This is a genomic window from Frankia sp. CpI1-P (genome assembly GCF_001421075.1).
Taxonomy (GTDB): domain Bacteria; phylum Actinomycetota; class Actinomycetes; order Frankiales; family Frankiaceae; genus Frankia; species Frankia torreyi.
The window spans coordinates 1-16,285 of the sequence record NZ_LJJX01000007.1 but is presented as its reverse complement, the minus strand read 5'-3'; the positions used below and the strand labels follow the sequence as shown (position 1 = coordinate 16,285).

The following is a 16,285-nucleotide window of genomic DNA, read 5'->3' as shown; positions in this document are numbered from 1 at the left end:
CGTGTCGACCGAGGCGAGGTCGCCTGACTCCAGAAGATCATCGAGATGCTGCTCACCTCATGATGCGCCGCGCTGGGGCTTGACAATGGCTTCGGCCCGCTCGGACGACGCTGTCACATGGAACAAAACAGACGTATAGGGCGTGACGCCATGATCGGCACGCATCGTGCCTGGTCGTGTGTTGACGGCGAGGTCGCGAGTCGGGCATTGTTCATCCATGCGGTCGAGATTCCTCTCCGTGGCATGTCGCTACGTGGACTACCAGCGGACGGCCAGCGCCCTCTGTCGCTGACCGGCTGACTTCTCCTGACTTCCGCCGGCTGGCCGACCGCTCTTTTTCGTGGCCCCCGCGGAAGACCTGAAAGCTGATATCGGGCGAGTTTCGAACGCGTTACGCCGCCGGGCGATGAACATGGCCGGCGTATGTTTCGCGTCCGGGAAACGCCTCCTTCCGCGCGCCCGATTTTCCTGCCTGCGGACGCCCACGGCCTCGCCGACAGCCCTCGATGATGCACGTCCTCAGAGATGCACGTCTTCAGAAAGGAAGACCGCCCCCCGTGAACGCACAATCGCGAGCCGATTCAACGGTGCTAGGTCGCCGAGGCTTCCTCGGTCTCGGCGCGCTCGCCGGCTCGTCGCTGTTGCTCGCCGCCTGCGGCGGTGGCAGCGGTTCGGTCTCGTCCGCCGGCAAGGACGGGGGAACGCTGCGGTGGGGTTGGTCCACGGTCACCTCCTGGGATCCGGTGACCTCGTCCGCCGGCTGGGACGTGCACGCCTTGTCACTGGTCTACGCCGGCCTCACCAAACTGGACGAGAAGGGCAATCCGGTACCGGCGCTGGCCGAGTCGTGGAAGTACAACGGGAAGGGCGACCAGGTCACCTTCGTTCTGCGGCCCGGTCTCACGTTCAGCGACGGCACGCCGGTGAACGCCACCGCCGTGCGCAAGAGCATCGAGCGGGGTCTGACCTTCCCCGGCTCGCTCGTCGCCGCCCAGCTCGCCACCGTCGAGGCCGTCGCCGCGGATGACGACGCACGGACCGTCGCCCTCAAGCTTTCGTCCGTCGACTACCAGGTCCCGAGCCTGCTCGCCGGCAAAACCGGGATGATCGTCAGTCCGGCGGCGTTCGAGAAGGACGCGAAGGGGCTGGCCACCAGGCCGGTCGGCGCCGGGCCGTTCCGGCTCACCGAGTACGTGCCGAACCAGTCGGCGAAGCTCGTCCGGTTCCCCGGGTACTGGGACAAGGCGAACATCCATATCGGGAACTTCGAGCTGTATCCGCTGCCCGAGGCGGCGACGGCGATCGCGTCGCTGCAGTCCGGCCGGCTCGACGTCGCCCAGATCCCGGGCAGCCAGGTCTCCGCGGCCAAGGCGGCCGGCCTCGATGTGCAGGTCATCCCCTCCCTGGTGACGACGGTGCTCGACGTCAACGTCACGAAGAAGCCGTTCGACAACCCGTTGGTCGTCGAGGCGTTCAAGCACGCCCTCGACCGCGCGGCGCTCGCCAAGGCCCAGACGTTCGGCCTCGGGGTGGTCAACTACCAGCCGTTCCCGCCCGGGTACGTGGGCCACGACCCGAGCCTGGACAATGCGTTCCCCTACGACCCGGACAAGGCGAAGAAGCTGCTCGCCGAGGCCGGCTACGCGAACGGTCTGGAGCTGCCGCTCACCGCCACCGGCGCGAGCTCCGCTCTCGCCGAGCAGGTGCAGGCGCAGCTGGCCAAGGTCGGCGTGAAGGTCACCATCGACACGATCCCGGCGTCCCAGGCCACCCAGATCGTGTACATCCAGCACGCGAAGGCTTTCGCGGTGGACGGCTTCGCCGGGCGGGACTCGGCCGTGCAGGCCTTCCAGGTGCTCTTCGGCGAGCAGGGTCTGATGAATCCCGGCCGCAGGACGCCGCCCGAACTGAACGCGGCCCTGCAGAAGGTGCGCCAGACGCCGCTGGAGGATCCGTCGTATCCGACAGTGCTCAAGGCGGCCACCAGGATCGCGGTCGAGCGGATGCCGAACATCTTCCTGTACACCCAGCCGCGCGTCCTCGCCCGCAAGAAGAACGTCTCGCCGCTCGGCAGCTACCTGGCGGTGCAGCGCTTTGACGGCGTCCGGGTCAACTGAGCCCGGCCACGAGCTGGTCCGATGAGCAGGCGGTCCGATGAGCGGGTGGTCCGGTGAGCAGGCGGTCCGGTGAGCAGGCGGTCCGGTGAGCGGGTGGTCCGGTGAGCGGGTGGTCCGGTGAGCGGGTGGAGGGCGGCCGATGACGGCAGTTGAGTTCGATGCGCCGGCGGGGCTGACCGGCCGGGGGGCGGGCGTCCCGCTGAGCCGGTGGGCCGCACAGTGGGGCATGGCGGTGCTGCGGCTGCTGCGCAGCACGCTGTTCGTCGGCATCCCGGTGGTGCTGATCGCCACGATCATCACCTACGGGCTGGGTGCCCTCACCGACACCAACCCCGCGGCGCAGGTGCTCGGCGAGACCGCGACGCCGGCGGACATCGACCGGATGAACCACTACTTCGGTCTCGACCGGCCGCTGGTCGTCCAGTACCTCAGCTGGCTCGGCCACGCCCTCACCGGGGACCTCGGCCGGTCCTACTACACCACCCTCCCGGTGACGGACAGCATCAGCCAGGCACTGCCGGTGAACCTCTCGATCACGCTCCTCGCCGTGCTGATCGCCGTCCTGCTCGGCGGCGCCCTCGGCATCGGGGCGGCCCTGTCGGGCGGCGGCTGGTTCGACCGGGGGGTCACCCTGCTGTGTTCGGCGGCGTCGACCGTGCCGCCGTTCGTCATCGGCATCGGGCTCATCGTGCTGTTCTCGGTGACGGTCCCGATCCTGCCCTCCGGCGGCTACGTACCGTTCAGCGAGGACCCGGGGCGGTGGTTGCGCTTCGCGATCCTCCCGGCGATCGCGCTCGCNGTGGAGGGCGCCGTGGCCATCGCCCGCCAGCTGCGGACCTCCCTCGTCGGGGAGCTGCGGGAGAACTACGTCACCGGGGCCGACGTCCGCGGCCTGACGAAGCTGCGGGTGGTGTTCGGCCATGCGCTGCGCAACGCCGCCGGGCCGGCGATCACCGTGCTGGGCTACTCCATCCCGCAGATCATCGGGGCCATGGTCGTCGCCGAGGCGGTCTTCAACCTGCCGGGCCTCGGCAAGCTCAGCCTGGACGCGGCGGGCAAGGGCGACATCCCGGTGATCCAGGGGGTGCTGGTCACGATGATCGGGCTCGTCGTGGTCTCCAACCTCCTGGTGAACGCCGCCCTGCTGCGCCTGACACCGCACGCGAGGAGGCAGCAGCCGTGACCGAGAACGCGCGCGGCCCGTTGCGGCGGGCCCTGCGGCTGCGGTCCACGAAGATCGCGCTGGTGATCCTCGCCGTGGTCGCCTTCTTCGGGTTCGCCGGCGGGGCGCTCGCCCCACACGACCCGCTCGCCCAGGACACCGGCCACATCCTGGCCGGCCCCAGCGGGGCGCACTGGCTCGGCACCGATTATCTCGGCCGCGACGTGCTCAGCCGGTTGATGGACGCCACCGGCCGCTCGGTGGTCGGCGCGGTCGAGGCGGTGGCCGTGGCCTTCCTGCTCGGGGTGCCGGCGGGACTGGGCTCGGTCTACTTCGGCCGACTGTTCGAATGGGTGGCCCAGCGCATCACCGACGCGGTGATGACCCTGCCCTACATCGTCTTCGCGATCGCCGTGACCGGCGTTATCGGCAACGGCCAGGAGCAGGCGATGCTGGCCGTCGGGGTGTTCCTCGCGCCGCTGTTCTTCCGGGTCACCCGGGCGGCGGCCCTCACCCTCACCCGCGCGCAGTACGTGGAGATCGCCGAGCTGCTCGGGGCGTCCCGCTGGTGGATCATCCGCCACCACGTCTGGTCCAAGGTGTTCCCGACGGTCGCGGTCACCACCGCGCAGATGTCCGCGATCGTGCTGTTGAGCGTGTCCTCGCTGACGTTCCTCGGCATCGGGGTGAAGCCACCGGCCCCGACCTGGGGCGGGATGCTCTCCAGTGACCTCGGCTTCCTGGCCCAGCAACCGTGGGCGCCGCTGTTCCCGGCACTGGCGATCATGCTGTCCGCCGGGATGCTGAACGCGATCGCCGACGCCATCCGGGACACCACGGGGGTGGCGACGATCCCGCTCGGCCGGAGTCGTCTCCGCCGACCCGCCGTCACCATCCCGGCGCAGGAGAAAACCATCCCGGTGCAGGAGAAGACCATCCCGGCGCAGGAGAAGAGGTCCCATGCCTGAGCCGACCACCCACCCCGCCGAGGTGCTGCTGACGATCGACGGTCTGCGGGTCACCATCGCCGGCGGCCGGACCGAGGCCGTCCGCGGGGTGTCGTTCGAGGTCCGCCGCGGCGAGACGGTCGGCATCGTCGGTGAATCCGGCAGCGGCAAGACGCTGGTCTGCCGGTCGGTCCTCGGGGTGCTCGCGCCCGGCTGCGCGGTGAGCGACGGAACGATCGACTTCGCCGGTACCTCGCTGGTCGGGATCCCGCGGCGGGCCTGGGACCAGCTGCGTGGCACGCGGATCGCCGCGGTGTTCCAGGACCCGGCGTCCTACCTCAACCCGTCGGTGCCGGTGGGGCACCAGCTGGCCGAGCAGCTGCGGGTGAAGCTCGGCCGGTCCCGCCGGGACGCCCGAGACGCCGCGGTGCGGCTGCTCGCGGCCATGGGCCTGCACGAACCCGCCCGCGTCTACCGCCAGTATCCCTATGAACTGTCCGGCGGCATGCTGCAGCGGGTCGTGCTCGCCATCGCCGTCTCGGGAGATCCGCAACTGCTCATCGCCGACGAGGCGACGACCGCTCTCGACGTCACCATCCAGGCCGAGGTGCTCGAACTGCTCGCCGGGCTGCGGGCCGACCGCGGCCTGGCGGTCATCGCGGTCTCCCACGACCTCGCCGTCATCGCCGAGTTCTGCGACCGGGTGCTGGTGTTCTACGCCGGTGAAATCGTCGAGGCCGGGCCGACCGCCGCCGTGCTGCGCGCGCCGCGGCATCCGTATACCGAGGCCCTGCTGCGGGTCGCCTCGGTCGGCAGCTGGGAGCGACGCAACCTCGCCGTCATCGACGGCCAGCCACCCGCGGTCGGTGCCACGCTGCCGGGCTGCCGGTTCGCCGACCGGTGCGCGTTCGCCACCGAGCAGTGCCGCACCCGGCCGATCCCGCTGACCGAACTGGCGGATGGCCGGGCCGTCCGGTGCGTTCGCGTCGACGAGATCGCGCTGAGCGGAGCCGGAGCCGGAGCCGCCGGAGCTGGAGCGGGAGCGGGAGCGTCACGATGACCGACACCGACCTCGACGCCGCCGGGCGGGCGGCCTCCGCCGCGACCCCGCCGACCCCGCCGACCCCGTCCACCTCTCCGACCCCGTCCACCTCTCCGATCCCGTCCACCCCGTCGGCTCCCTCCACCCCGTCGGCCTCGTCCACCCCGTCGGCTCCGTTGCTGCACGTCGAGGAGCTCGGAGTGTCCTTCGCCCGGCCCGGGGGCGGCCGGCGGATCCGCGTGCTCGACGATGTGGAGCTGACCGTCCGGCCCGGCGAGATCGTTGGCGTCGTCGGCGAGACCGGCTCCGGCAAGACGACGCTGGCTCGGGCGATCGCCGGCCTCACCACCCCGGACGGCGGCCGGGTCCTGCTGGACGACCGGGACATCGCCCGCCTGCGCGGCCGGGCCCGGCGGCGGTTCCGGCGGGGCGGCGCGATCCAGTTCGTCTTCCAGGATCCGCTGCGCTCGCTCGATCCGGAGCTCACCGTCGGGGCCAGTGTCGGGGAGGGACTGGCGATCGCCGGCGTCGGGAGCCGGGCGCAGCGGGCCGAGCGGGTGGCTGGTGCGCTGCGGCAGGTCGGCCTCGACCCGGCGGTGGCCGACCGGCTCCCGGCGCAGCTCTCCGGCGGCCAGCGGCAGCGTGCCTCCATCGCCCGCGCGGTCGTCGCCGACCCTCGACTCCTGCTGTGCGACGAGCCGGTCAGCGCGCTGGACGCCTCCAACCGCAACCACATCCTGCTGCTGCTCGACGAACTGCGCCGCCGGCTGGCCCTCGGGATCGTCGTGATCTCCCACGATCTGAGCTCCCTGGCCGGGATCGCGGACCGGGTGGTCGTGCTCTACCGGGGCCGGGTGGTGGAGGCCGGGCCGATCGCGGACGTGTTCACCCGGCCGCGCCACCCGTACACCGCGCTGCTGATCGCCTCCGCACCTGACATCCACGGCCGGGACCGGCTCGCCGCGGCCCAGCTGCGCTCGCAGCGTCCCGACGACGACGCGACCGCGCGGTGGGCGGGCGGCTGCGTGTTCGCCCACCGGTGCCGCTTCGCCACCGACGTCTGCGCGCAGACCCCGCCGTCCCAGGACGCCGCCGGCCGACCCGCCGGCGACTGGACCGTGGCCTGCCATCACACCGACACCTGGCGGAACCAGACCGCCGCCACCGCCACCCCAACCACCGCCGTCACCGCCCGGAAGGAATCCTCAGCGTGAGCGTCGAGTTCATCGGGATCGCCAGCACAGCCGCGGGCAGCGAGTCGCAGGGCTTCGCCGGCCAGGCCGTCGATCCGGCCTATCTGGAACAGCTGGTTCGCACGCACGAGGACGCCGGCTTCGACCGGGTGCTCGTCGCGCACTCCTCCGCCATGCCCGACGGCTTCGTCGTCGCCGACCAGATCCTCTCCCGCACGACGACCCTGAAGGTGCTGCTCGCGCACCGTCCCGGCTTCGTCGCCCCGACGATCGCCGCCCGCACGTACGCCACCCTGGACGCCTTCCACCCGGGCCGCGTCGCCCTGCACGTGATCACCGGTGGTGACGACGTGGACCAGGCTCGGGACGGGGACCTCACCGACAAGGTGACCCGCTACCGCCGCACCGACGAGTTCCTCGACGTGCTGCGCCGGGAATGGGAGTCGGCGGCGCCGTTCGACTACGACGGCGAGTTCTACCGGGTGCGCGGCGGCTGGTCGTCGGTACGCCCGGCGGCGGGGAACATCCCGATCTACTTCGGTGGGGCCTCCGCCGACGCGATCCGGGTCGGGGGCAGGCACGCCGACGTGTACGCGTTCTGGGGAGAGCCGCTGGCCGGGATCGTCGAACGGATCGGGCAGGTACGCGCGGCGGCGGCGCCGCACGGACGCGACCCGCGGTTCAGCGTGAGCCTGCGCCCCATCCCGGCCGACACCGAGCAGGCCGCCTGGGACCGGGCCGCCGACATCCTCGAACTCACCCAGGCGCGGGCCGGTGAGTTCAAGCGGGCGATCGGTATCGACGGGGCCACCCAGGTCGGCAGCCAGCGGCTGCTGAAGTTCGCCGCCGAGGGCGACGTGCACGACAAGCGGCTGTGGACCGCGATCGCCAAGGCCACCGGCGCGGCCGGCAACTCCACGGCGCTGGTCGGCAGCTACGAGCAGGTCGCCGAGTCCCTCGTCGACTACGTCAACGTCGGGGTGTCCACCCTGCTCATCCGCGGCTTCGACCCGGTCGCGGACGCCCGGGACTACGGCACCCTCATCCGCCTCGTGCGGGACCAGACCGCCGACCGCGAGCCGGTGCCCGCCTGATCCTCGGCTCCACCCGGCTTCGGCCCGGCTTCGGCCTGACCCGGCTTCGGCCCGGCCCGGCGTCAGGACAACCCAGTTTCAGCACAGCTCGGAGGTTGCGCGCATGTCCCTCGACATCCTCGGCATGGTGAGCACCAAGGAGGCGTCGGAGACCCGGGGCTCCTTCTTCGACGGCCCCGCCGTCGACACCGCCTACCTGACCCGGTTCGCCAAGGCCCACGACGCCGCCGGGTTCGACCGGGTGCTCATCGGCTACGGCGCCACCTCACCGGACGGTTTCGCCGTCGCCGGCCACGTCCTGGCCTCGACCGAGCGCCTCGGCGTCCTCATCGCGCACCGGCCGGGATTCGTCGTGCCGACACTCGTCGCCCGCAAGCTGGCCACCCTCGACCAGCTCAGCGGTGGTGGGCGGGTCGCCATCCACCACATCTCCGGCGGCAACGACGCCGACCAGCGCCGGGACGGCGACTTCGCCGACCACGACACCCGCTACGAGCGCACCGCCGAGTTCATGGCGGTGCTGCGCCGGACCCTCACCGCCGACGCCCCCTTCGACCATGAGGGCCGCTTCTACCGGTTCGCCGGCGCGTACAGCTCGGTCAGGCCCGCCACCCCCGCCGGCATCCCGCTGTTCTTCGGCGGGCAGTCGGACGCCGCCGTCGCGGTCGGCGCCCAGCACGCCGACGTCTACATGCTGTTCGGCGAGCCACTGGAGCAGACCGCGCAGCGCATCGCCCTGCTGCGCGCCGCCGCCGCCAGGCACGGGCGCACCCTGCGGTTCAGCCTCTCCACGCGGCCGATCATCGCCGACACCGAGGACGCCGCCTGGGCCCGCGCGGAGGCCATCGCGGCCGAGACCCGGCGGCGGGTTGCGGCGGCCACCCAGGGCGGGCAGGGCTTCCCCGGCCTGTCGAACTCGGTGGCCTCCGAACGGCTGCAGCAGGTGGCGGCCCGTCAGCAGGTGTACGACGATCGGCTCTGGTTCGGCGTGACGGCGCTGACGGGACCGGGCGGCAACTCCTCCGGGCACGTCGGAACGGCCCAGCAGGTCGCGGACGCGCTGCTGCGCTACCANGACATCGGCGTCGACACGTTCCTCATCCGTGGTTTCGACCCCTACGAGGACGTGGTGCACTGGGGCCGGGAGCTCATCCCGGCGTTGCGGGCCGGCGCGACCCGTCAGCCGGCCGGGTTCCTACCTGTCAGGTGAGCAGGTCGGGCTGCTCCGCCAGGCCGCCGCCGCCACGGTGCCACCGGCCTCGAACCGTGCCAGCGCCGACTGCGTCATGCCCGCGGCGCGGGCCAGCAGGTCGCCCGGACCGCCCGGCCCTCCAGGTGAAACCGCAGCTCGCGGGGCTTGCCGTCGAGCTGCCGCGCGTACGGCTCACCCAGCAACGGACCCGCTCGGCGAGCAGGTCCACGGAGAAGGCGGCCGTCGCGAACTGCGCGACGTCAGGCCTGATCAGACGTCAACCTCCGCCACGGCAGCGCCAAGGATGAGACTGGCGGCCACCATGCCGTCCGCGAACCGCTCCGCCTGGCGGCGCGGAACATGGAACGACGCGACCACAGCACCGGCGGCGTCGCGGGCGACGAACAGTATCCGGTCGTCGGGCAACGGGTAGGAGGCCACAGTGTCGGCGGATGGGGTGGTCTCGACCAGGTGGCGAATCTCGTCGTGATCCATGGAGATTCCTTCGGGTTCGGGTGAGGAGTAAGGAACGACTGGCCGCCCAGGTTGGCAGCCGGCTCGGGGCAGCCCGCGGCGGGTACGAGCCATAGCCCACGCCGAAACCGTAGACGCCGTCGGTCGGCCGCGACCCGCTGGCACCTGGTGGCACACTACGCCACCGGCCACCTCGATGTCCTGTCCGACGAGCGTGCCGCCGACACCGTCGGCCTGACCCGGGAGATCGTTCCCGCCGGCCGGGCCCGACACGCCTCGACGGCCGACGCCGGCCGATGCTGGTTGTCTCCGGCGGCCCTGGTAGCCCGCAGCCGCTGGACCGGCTTCGGCCGCACTCCGCTCGCTTGGCGTGGTTGTGATTTCGCCGGCAGGGCCTCCTGTCCGCGGCTCCGGCGATGCCGGACCGGCGGCGCTCCCCGCGCAGGCCGTGTTGGGGCGATGCCGGTTCGCCCTCGGGTGCCCGGCGAACCGGGCGCAGTGGGATCATTACCGGCGGTGCCAGCCACAGGGAGGATGACCGTGTCCAGTTCCCCGACCGACCCCGGCCCCGACCAGGCCCCCGACGCCGATCGGGACGCAGCCCCACCTCCGCCGGGCTCCTCCGCGGACGCTGGTCCGGTGCCGGCCGAGCCGGCGCGGGGCGGTTCCGCGGAACCGCCGGAGGCGCCATCCGGGGGCCGCCCGCCGCTGCGCCCGGTCGACTGGGACGGCTCGTTCACCCGCACCTGGCAGTCCCGCGACGACAACGAGCTGACAAACCGTCTCGCTTCAGAGCAGGAGCGGGAGTGGAGCCAGCGAGAGCTTGATCAGATGATGCGGGAGTTCCGGGACAAGGCGAACGCGGCGGCGGACGCGCGTGCACGTGCGGAGCGGGAGCGCGCAGCCGAGCAGTCGGGTGCGCCTGATGACGCACGGTCGCGCTTGTTCGACAAGTTGGCGGGATTCGGCCGTCCGTCCGACGAAACGGATACCTTCCCGGACGGTGACGGCGGCGGGTCTCCGGACACGCGTTGACGGATCGCCGTGCTTGGCAGGTGACCGGCCCAGCCGGTTATGGGCTGAAGCGGGAATGCCCGGTTTCGGCTGTCGGTGGCCGTTCGGGGCGGGGTGGCCTGTCGGCGCCCTGGTGCTGGGTGGCGTCGGTGAGCGCGCGGCGGGCGCGAATGGCGTCCGGGTGGTAGGGGCCGTGGTCGCGCATGGCGTCGGTGAGCGCGTCACGGTAGAGGGGTGCGGCGTCGGTGTGCCGGCCGGCCTGGCGGTAGGTGTCGGCGAGGGTGGTCCGGCTGGCGCGGGTGTCGGGATGGTCCGGGCCGAGGCTGTGGGTCCGGACGGCGTGGACGCGTTCGCTGAGGTCCACGGCCTGGGCTAGCCGGCCGGTGTCGCGGCAGACCTCGGCCAGGCCGGCGGCGGTGCGCAGGGTGCGGTCGTCGGCGACGCCGTCGGTCCGGGCGCGGGCGACGAGCTGGCGTTCGAGGTGGTGGCGGGCCGCTTCCGGTTGGCCCGCGTCACGGTAGTGGGCCGCAAGATCATCTCGGGCTTCCATCGCGCGTGGGTGTGCACGGCCGAGGAGGCGTTCGTGGCGGTCGAGAACGCGTTCGAAGTGGATGACAGCCTCGCCCGGCCGGCCTTCCGCCAGATGGGCGGCGGCTAGGCTCTCCCGGGTTTCCGTTGTCTCCGAGTGGTCGGGGCCGAGGACGCGTTCGCGGCCGGTCAGGGCCTGGTCGAACAGAGGAACGGCGGATTCGGGTCGTCCGGCTTTGAGGTGGGTGCGGGCGAGGGCGTGGGCGCTGTCGAGGGTGCGGGGATGGTGGGGACCGAGGACATGCTCGCGGCCGGTGAACGCTTGGTCGAGTTCTCNGGTGGCGTCCGCGAGGCGGCCGGCCTGGTGGTAGGTGACGCCGAGTTGGTGACGGCTGTCGAGAGTGTGGGGGTGGTCCGGGCCGAGGACGCGTTCGCGAGCGGTGAGGGTGGGTTCGGCGTGGGCGACGGCGTCGCTGGTGGCGCCGATTCGTCGGTAGGTGGCGGCGAGTTGGTGGCGGGTGGTGAGGGTGTCGGGGTGGTCGGCGCCGAGGAGGCGTTCGCGGTCGGTGAGGGTGGGTCGCAGGAGGCGGGTGGCCTCGTCGCCGCGGCCGGCGTCGTCGAGGGCGGCGCCGAGGCGGTGGCGGCTTTCCAGGGTGGCGGGATGGTCCTCGCCGAGGGTGCGGCGGCGGTCGGTGAGGTTCTGGGCGAACAGGTCGGTGGCGTGGTCGAGGTGGCCGGCTTGTTGGTAGGCGCGGGCGAGGGTTTCGCGGCTGGTGAGGGTGTCGGGGTGGTCGGGGCCCAGGAGGCGTTCGCGGTCGGTGGCGTTGCGTTCGGCCAGCGGGCCGGCGACGGCGAGGTGGTCGGCGTTGAGGGCGGCGCGGATGTGGGTTTCGCGGGCGGTGAGGGTGTCGGGGTGGTCGGGGCCGTCGAGGCGTTCGTGGGCGGCGACCGCGCGGGCGGCGAGCGGTTCGGCCTGCTCGGGGTGGCCCTGTTCGGTGAGGTAGGCGGCGGCGTGTTCGGCCAGCCAGGCGGTCTGCGGGGTGTCGGCGGCGGGATCGGTCGCCTCGACGGCGGCGAGGGCGTGCGGGAGAAGTTCGCGCCAGGCCGGCCAGGCATCCGGGGTGGCGATGACGTCCTCGGGCAGAGCCGTATGCAGCATCCGGCCGAGCGTGCCCACCAGCCGATCGGCCTGCTCGGGGCTCGTGTCTGCGCGGACCGCGGCGCGAACAAGGGGATGCAGGGCCACCGCGGAACCGTCCCGATGGGCGAGACCGGACCGTTCCAGGTCCGCCACGGCGCCGGCCAGGTCGAACGGATCACCCGCGGCCGCGCGCAGCTCCCGGTCGCCGATCGCCTCGGGATCGGCCACCAGCAGCCGCAACGGCAGCGGCCCGGAGGCATCACCATGCGCGGCGAGACGCAGCAGCTCACCGGCAGCCGGCGCATCCGCGTCGAGGCGGCGCAGCGGCTCGTCCCACAGCGTTGCGGCGGTGACCCCGGGCCGGCCCGGCACCTCCCCCTGACCGAGCACCACAGCCGGCCGGTCGATCAACGCCGCCAGGTACGTCTCCGCCGGCGCCCGGGCCTGACCGATCCGATGCGCCGCCTGATCAAGAGCAAGCGGATGATCACCGAGCTGGCCGGCGATCGCTCCGGCGACAGCCCGGTCGACCGCCGGGAGCCGGTCGGCGAGCAGCGCGACCGACTCCGCGCGTTCCAACNTGGGCGGCGACCGCGCGGGCGGCGAGCGGTTCGGCCTGCTCGGGGTGGCCCTGTTCGGTGAGGTAGGCGGCGGCGTGTTCGGCCAGCCAGGCGGTCTGCGGGGTGTCGGCGGCGGGATCGGTCGCCTCGACGGCGGCGAGGGCGTGCGGGAGAAGTTCGCGCCAGGCCGGCCAGGCATCCGGGGTGGCGATGACGTCCTCGGGCAGAGCCGTATGCAGCATCCGGCCGAGCGTGCCCACCAGCCGATCGGCCTGCTCGGGGCTCGTGTCTGCGCGGACCGCGGCGCGAACAAGGGGATGCAGGGCCACCGCGGAACCGTCCCGATGGGCGAGACCGGACCGTTCCAGGTCCGCCACGGCGCCGGCCAGGTCGAACGGATCACCCGCGGCCGCGCGCAGCTCCCGGTCGCCGATCGCCTCGGGATCGGCCACCAGCAGCCGCAACGGCAGCGGCCCGGAGGCATCACCATGCGCGGCGAGACGCAGCAGCTCACCGGCAGCCGGCGCATCCGCGTCGAGGCGGCGCAGCGGCTCGTCCCACAGCGTTGCGGCGGTGACCCCGGGCCGGCCCGGCACCTCCCCCTGACCGAGCACCACAGCCGGCCGGTCGATCAACGCCGCCAGGTACGTCTCCGCCGGCGCCCGGGCCTGACCGATCCGATGCGCCGCCTGATCAAGAGCAAGCGGATGATCACCGAGCTGGCCGGCGATCGCTCCGGCGACAGCCCGGTCGACCGCCGGGAGCCGGTCGGCGAGCAGCGCGACCGACTCCGCGCGTTCCAACGGGCCGAGCGGCACGACGACGCCGGTGTCCACCCAGTCGTCGGCGCGCGACGTCACCAGGATCCGACCCGCGCCGGTCGAGGGGCGCAACCAGCCAGGTAGCTCGCCGGGGCCGGCCGCGTCGTCGAGGACGAGTAACCAGCGGCCGTCGGCGGCGTCGAGCCGGGCCAGGACGGCCGCCGGTTCCGCGTGCCGCGGCAGGCCCAGGGCCGGTGCGAGCGCCCGCACCCGTTCACCGACGAGCTCCGGGCGCCCCGCCGGCACCCACCACACCGCGTCGAACCCCATCCGCTGCTGACGGACGTACTCGACGGCCAGGCTCGTTTTCCCGATCCCCGCCAGACCCGTCACCGCCACCAGCCCGCCGCCCGACATCGCCTCATCGAGCCGGCCCAGCGCCGACGCCCGACCGACGAACCGCGCCGCGGGCCGCGGCACGTTCCACACCGGCGGCAACTCCCCCGGAAACACCGCCCTGCCAAGGTATGACTGGCGGTCCGGGAAACTCGCGCCGTCCCCCACCTCCACCTGCCCAGCCTCAACTCGCCCGGCCTCGCCACGCACCGCCGCGAGCAGCACGGTCTGCGCGGCCCACCGGCTGCGACCGACCAGATCAATGGGGACGAGCTGGCCGAGCAGCCCGGGAATCGGCCGGTCCGTCACCCGCGCGACCAGCAGCCGCCGCTCCCCATCCAGCACCCGCGGCGACCAGGCCGCACCCCACTCCGCCGACGCCGCCGACGAATCCAGGTAACCGTCCGACACCACCGCGATGGTGCGCCGCGCCCGCTGCGTCACCCCATCCAGCCACGAAACCCGATGAGTACCAGGCACCGCATCCCAAGCCTCGAGCGTGACACGGTGACCAGCGCTCTCCAACGCCCCCGCGATCCACTCAGCCCAGCTGAGCCCATCCTCGGCATAGGACACGAAGGCATCGAGAGCGCGACCATCGCCCCCGCCCGTCACCCGAACAGGATGACACAGTCACCCAAACCACTCGATCCGACATGGGAACCGGACAGGATGGCCCAGTTCGATGGGCACTGAGCTGGCCGGCACCGAGTAGCCGCCGCCGGTGACCGAGAAGCCTCCCGGGCCGGGCTGCTCGACGGGCCGGGTTACTCGGCGCGCCTGACCCCGGTGAGCCGGTGGCGCGTCTGGCGGAGGTCCGCCGCGGTGTCCAGCAGCTGGGCGACCGTGCGGCGAGGGCGATCGTTCCCGCTGCTGTCGGGTTCACCACGGAAACGTCGCAGCATCTCCAGCTGGACCCGGGCGCCGTGNCCCTGCGCGACCTGACGGAGAAGCTTGTCCTTGTCACCGGACGGAAGATCCTTGATCCAGCTGGCCAGGGCGCGGGGATCGTTCTTGGTCGCCGGCGCGGGTGAACTGGCCTGGGCCGCGCTGGCGAGCAGGTCGGCGTCGAGGCGCAGGAAGTCCGCCAGGGCCCGCTGGGGCGCGGTCAGGCTGCCCAGCCCGGCGGGCACCGGCGGTTCGGGCTCGTCCTCCTCCTCGTCGTCGAAAGCGTGCTCGTCACGTTCCCAGGTTCCCCAGCCAGCCAACCAGGCCAGGTAGAGAGGCCGCAGATCACCGGCGGCGAGTTCGGCACGGACACCGACAATCGCCGCCAGCGAATCCTCGGCGCCTTCCACCCAGTCCTCACCCTCGACCTCGCTGTTCAGGTCAACGACGAGATACGCCCCGGTGGTCCAGGCGGTGACGTGCGGATCGACGCAGTACTGCTCGGCGATCCTGAGATCGAGCAGGGTCCGGGGCAGGCGGANCATCAGGCGATGGGTACCCCAGTTGGCGAGATACAGATGAGCGTCGTAGAAGCGCTCCATCATCTTCCGGGGATCGCCGCCGAAGTCACCCCAGTGGTACTCGTTGGTGAAACGAGTTGCGGTGATACAAGCCCGGGTAGACAGCCCACGAACCTGGGCCTGCTCCCGTTCGTTCAGCGGCCGGTCAACGGCCAGGAACTCGTAGTATTGGTACTCCGACATCGTCTGTCCAGCCCACCCTCGTCGTCACGCCGTCAGAGCGCCCAGTGCCGGAACGCCTCAATCCATTCCGCCCCGGCCGGCGGCGGGGTGGGCAGCGGCAGGTCCAGAATGCCGACCGCCTGACGATGCCTCCCACGGACGCAGACAGCGACGATACCGCTCCCAGGCAGCAGATCGATCCCCGCGACGGTCACCTCCACCCCCAGGACTGTGGTCCGGAAGGGAACCGCGAGATTGTCCTCGATCACGGACTGGAAGGCTGCGAGCTGTTCGTCCTCGCCGTAGNCATCGACGACAGCACGCTCGACCAGAGCCTCCAACTCGGCGTCACTCAGCCCCGCCATGGCCGGCAGCCTACCGACGCGGTGATCGGACAACCTCGTCGGATGTCGCTCCGCCGCACGGAACTGCCCGGAGAGACCGCCGACCCGGAGTCGAGAACTATCCATCGGCCGACAGCGCCAGCGGCGATCCGTCCACGCCGGTGTAGCACCGGCCAGGGCCGATGATCCGGTTCCGGTTGATGCCGAATGCTCCCGCCCAGACCGCCGGGTAGCCCGGGGGGATCTCACCCCCAGGCCCCCACAGAACGGAGCGTGACGGTCTCCTGTCACTCCGCTCTTCCCATCCAGTCCGTCAGAAACTGGTGACCCATGCCCAGTGGGCGAGCAGGCGGGGCTGTCTACGTATCAGCCCCTTCCACCAGCGTTTGGCCTTCTTGAACGACCGCAGCCGTTTGAACTTCCGCCTTGCCCATCGCACCAGATAGGTATTGATGCGTTGCAGTAAACGGTACAGCTCGGAGCGGTAGAACTCCCCGTAGTAGTTCATCCAGCCGCGAATGACCGGATTCAGCCACGCCGCGAGCGCCGCAATGTCCTCGGTCGTGCGCAGGTTGATCCGCCACCGGCGGACCACCCTATCTGTCAGCATGAGATGAGCCAGGCGGCGGCTATCATCTTGTGACCTGGGCGGGTAGGGAGAGGAAGATCGTGACGATGGCGGTGCCGGC

General features: G+C 71.9%; 11 protein-coding genes and 8 pseudogenes. 10 read left to right on the top strand and 9 right to left on the bottom strand.

Annotated features, from left to right (window positions below; translation table 11 throughout):
* Positions 1–509: 509 nt before the first annotated feature.
* The 9 genes and pseudogenes from FF86_RS06490 to FF86_RS63595 all read left to right on the top strand — a co-directional run.
* On the top strand, positions 510–2,117 hold the full coding sequence (locus FF86_RS06490) for an ABC transporter substrate-binding protein (protein WP_082121869.1): 1,608 nt from the start codon (positions 510–512) through the stop codon (positions 2,115–2,117).
* A 139-nt stretch (positions 2,118–2,256) separates the two neighbouring features.
* Positions 2,257–2,915 (top strand): annotated as a pseudogene (locus FF86_RS41870) (ABC transporter permease); the annotation flags it as partial.
* Between the two features lies 1 nt (position 2,916).
* Positions 2,917–3,300, top strand: a 384-nt coding sequence (locus FF86_RS41865; protein ID WP_242418292.1) for an ABC transporter permease, incomplete at its 5' end; no start/stop codon positions are given.
* Positions 3,297–4,247 (top strand): ABC transporter permease, encoded by a 951-nt coding sequence (locus tag FF86_RS06480; RefSeq protein ID WP_082121857.1) that lies wholly within the window; start codon positions 3,297–3,299, stop codon positions 4,245–4,247. The genes FF86_RS41865 and FF86_RS06480, both read left to right, overlap by 4 nt.
* Positions 4,240–5,286 (top strand): ABC transporter ATP-binding protein, encoded by a 1,047-nt coding sequence (locus FF86_RS06475; protein ID WP_044885171.1) that lies wholly within the window; start codon positions 4,240–4,242, stop codon positions 5,284–5,286. The genes FF86_RS06480 and FF86_RS06475 overlap by 8 nt, the downstream gene beginning before the upstream one ends.
* The gene (locus FF86_RS06470; protein WP_063870346.1) at positions 5,283–6,482 is read left to right on the top strand and encodes an ABC transporter ATP-binding protein; all 1,200 of its coding nucleotides are present in this window, start codon (positions 5,283–5,285) and stop codon (positions 6,480–6,482) included. Before FF86_RS06475 ends, FF86_RS06470 begins: the two co-directional genes overlap by 4 nt.
* Positions 6,479–7,555, top strand: a complete 1,077-nt coding sequence (locus tag FF86_RS06465) for an LLM class flavin-dependent oxidoreductase (protein WP_044885170.1) — start codon at positions 6,479–6,481, stop codon at positions 7,553–7,555. The genes FF86_RS06470 and FF86_RS06465 overlap by 4 nt, the downstream gene beginning before the upstream one ends.
* 103 nt (positions 7,556–7,658) lie before the next feature.
* Positions 7,659–8,629: pseudogene (locus tag FF86_RS06460) on the top strand (LLM class flavin-dependent oxidoreductase); the annotation flags it as partial.
* A 1-nt stretch (position 8,630) separates the two neighbouring features.
* Positions 8,631–8,765, top strand: a pseudogene (locus tag FF86_RS63595) (alkanesulfonate monooxygenase); the annotation flags it as partial.
* An 83-nt stretch (positions 8,766–8,848) separates the two neighbouring features.
* On the opposite strand, the pseudogene FF86_RS65490 reads toward FF86_RS63595, so the two are convergent.
* Both FF86_RS65490 and FF86_RS06455 read right to left on the bottom strand, forming a co-directional pair.
* Positions 8,849–9,021, bottom strand: a pseudogene (locus tag FF86_RS65490) (type II toxin-antitoxin system RelE/ParE family toxin); the annotation flags it as partial.
* Complete coding sequence (locus tag FF86_RS06455; RefSeq protein WP_044885168.1) at positions 9,018–9,242, bottom strand: hypothetical protein; 225 nt, start codon at positions 9,240–9,242, stop codon at positions 9,018–9,020. The pseudogene FF86_RS65490 and the gene FF86_RS06455, both read right to left, overlap by 4 nt.
* Positions 9,243–9,860: 618 nt before the next feature.
* On the opposite strand from FF86_RS06455, the gene FF86_RS06450 reads away from it, so the two are divergent.
* The gene (locus tag FF86_RS06450) at positions 9,861–10,256 is read left to right on the top strand and encodes a hypothetical protein (protein ID WP_044885167.1); all 396 of its coding nucleotides are present in this window, start codon (positions 9,861–9,863) and stop codon (positions 10,254–10,256) included.
* A 37-nt stretch (positions 10,257–10,293) separates the two neighbouring features.
* Here FF86_RS06450 and FF86_RS41860 read toward each other — a convergent pair.
* The 7 genes and pseudogenes from FF86_RS41860 to FF86_RS06425 form a co-directional block, all read right to left on the bottom strand.
* A pseudogene (locus FF86_RS41860) lies at positions 10,294–11,099 on the bottom strand (tetratricopeptide repeat protein); the annotation flags it as partial.
* Between the two features lies 1 nt (position 11,100).
* A partial coding sequence (locus FF86_RS41855; protein WP_242418330.1) for a tetratricopeptide repeat-containing protein occupies positions 11,101–11,922 on the bottom strand: 822 nt, incomplete at its 3' end.
* Positions 11,923–12,485: 563 nt separating this feature from the next.
* Positions 12,486–14,197 (bottom strand): TIR domain-containing protein (locus FF86_RS06440; RefSeq protein WP_242418291.1); only part of this gene is annotated, 1,712 nt, incomplete at its 3' end.
* Between the two features lie 354 nt (positions 14,198–14,551).
* Positions 14,552–15,050, bottom strand: a pseudogene (locus FF86_RS65485) (hypothetical protein); the annotation flags it as partial.
* A 1-nt stretch (position 15,051) separates the two neighbouring features.
* Positions 15,052–15,273 (bottom strand): annotated as a pseudogene (locus FF86_RS41850) (hypothetical protein); the annotation flags it as partial.
* 32 nt (positions 15,274–15,305) lie between these two features.
* Positions 15,306–15,558, bottom strand: a pseudogene (locus FF86_RS65480) (hypothetical protein); the annotation flags it as partial.
* A 351-nt stretch (positions 15,559–15,909) separates the two neighbouring features.
* Positions 15,910–16,285, bottom strand: a 376-nt coding sequence (locus tag FF86_RS06425; protein WP_304438101.1) for a group II intron maturase-specific domain-containing protein, incomplete at its 5' end; no start/stop codon positions are given.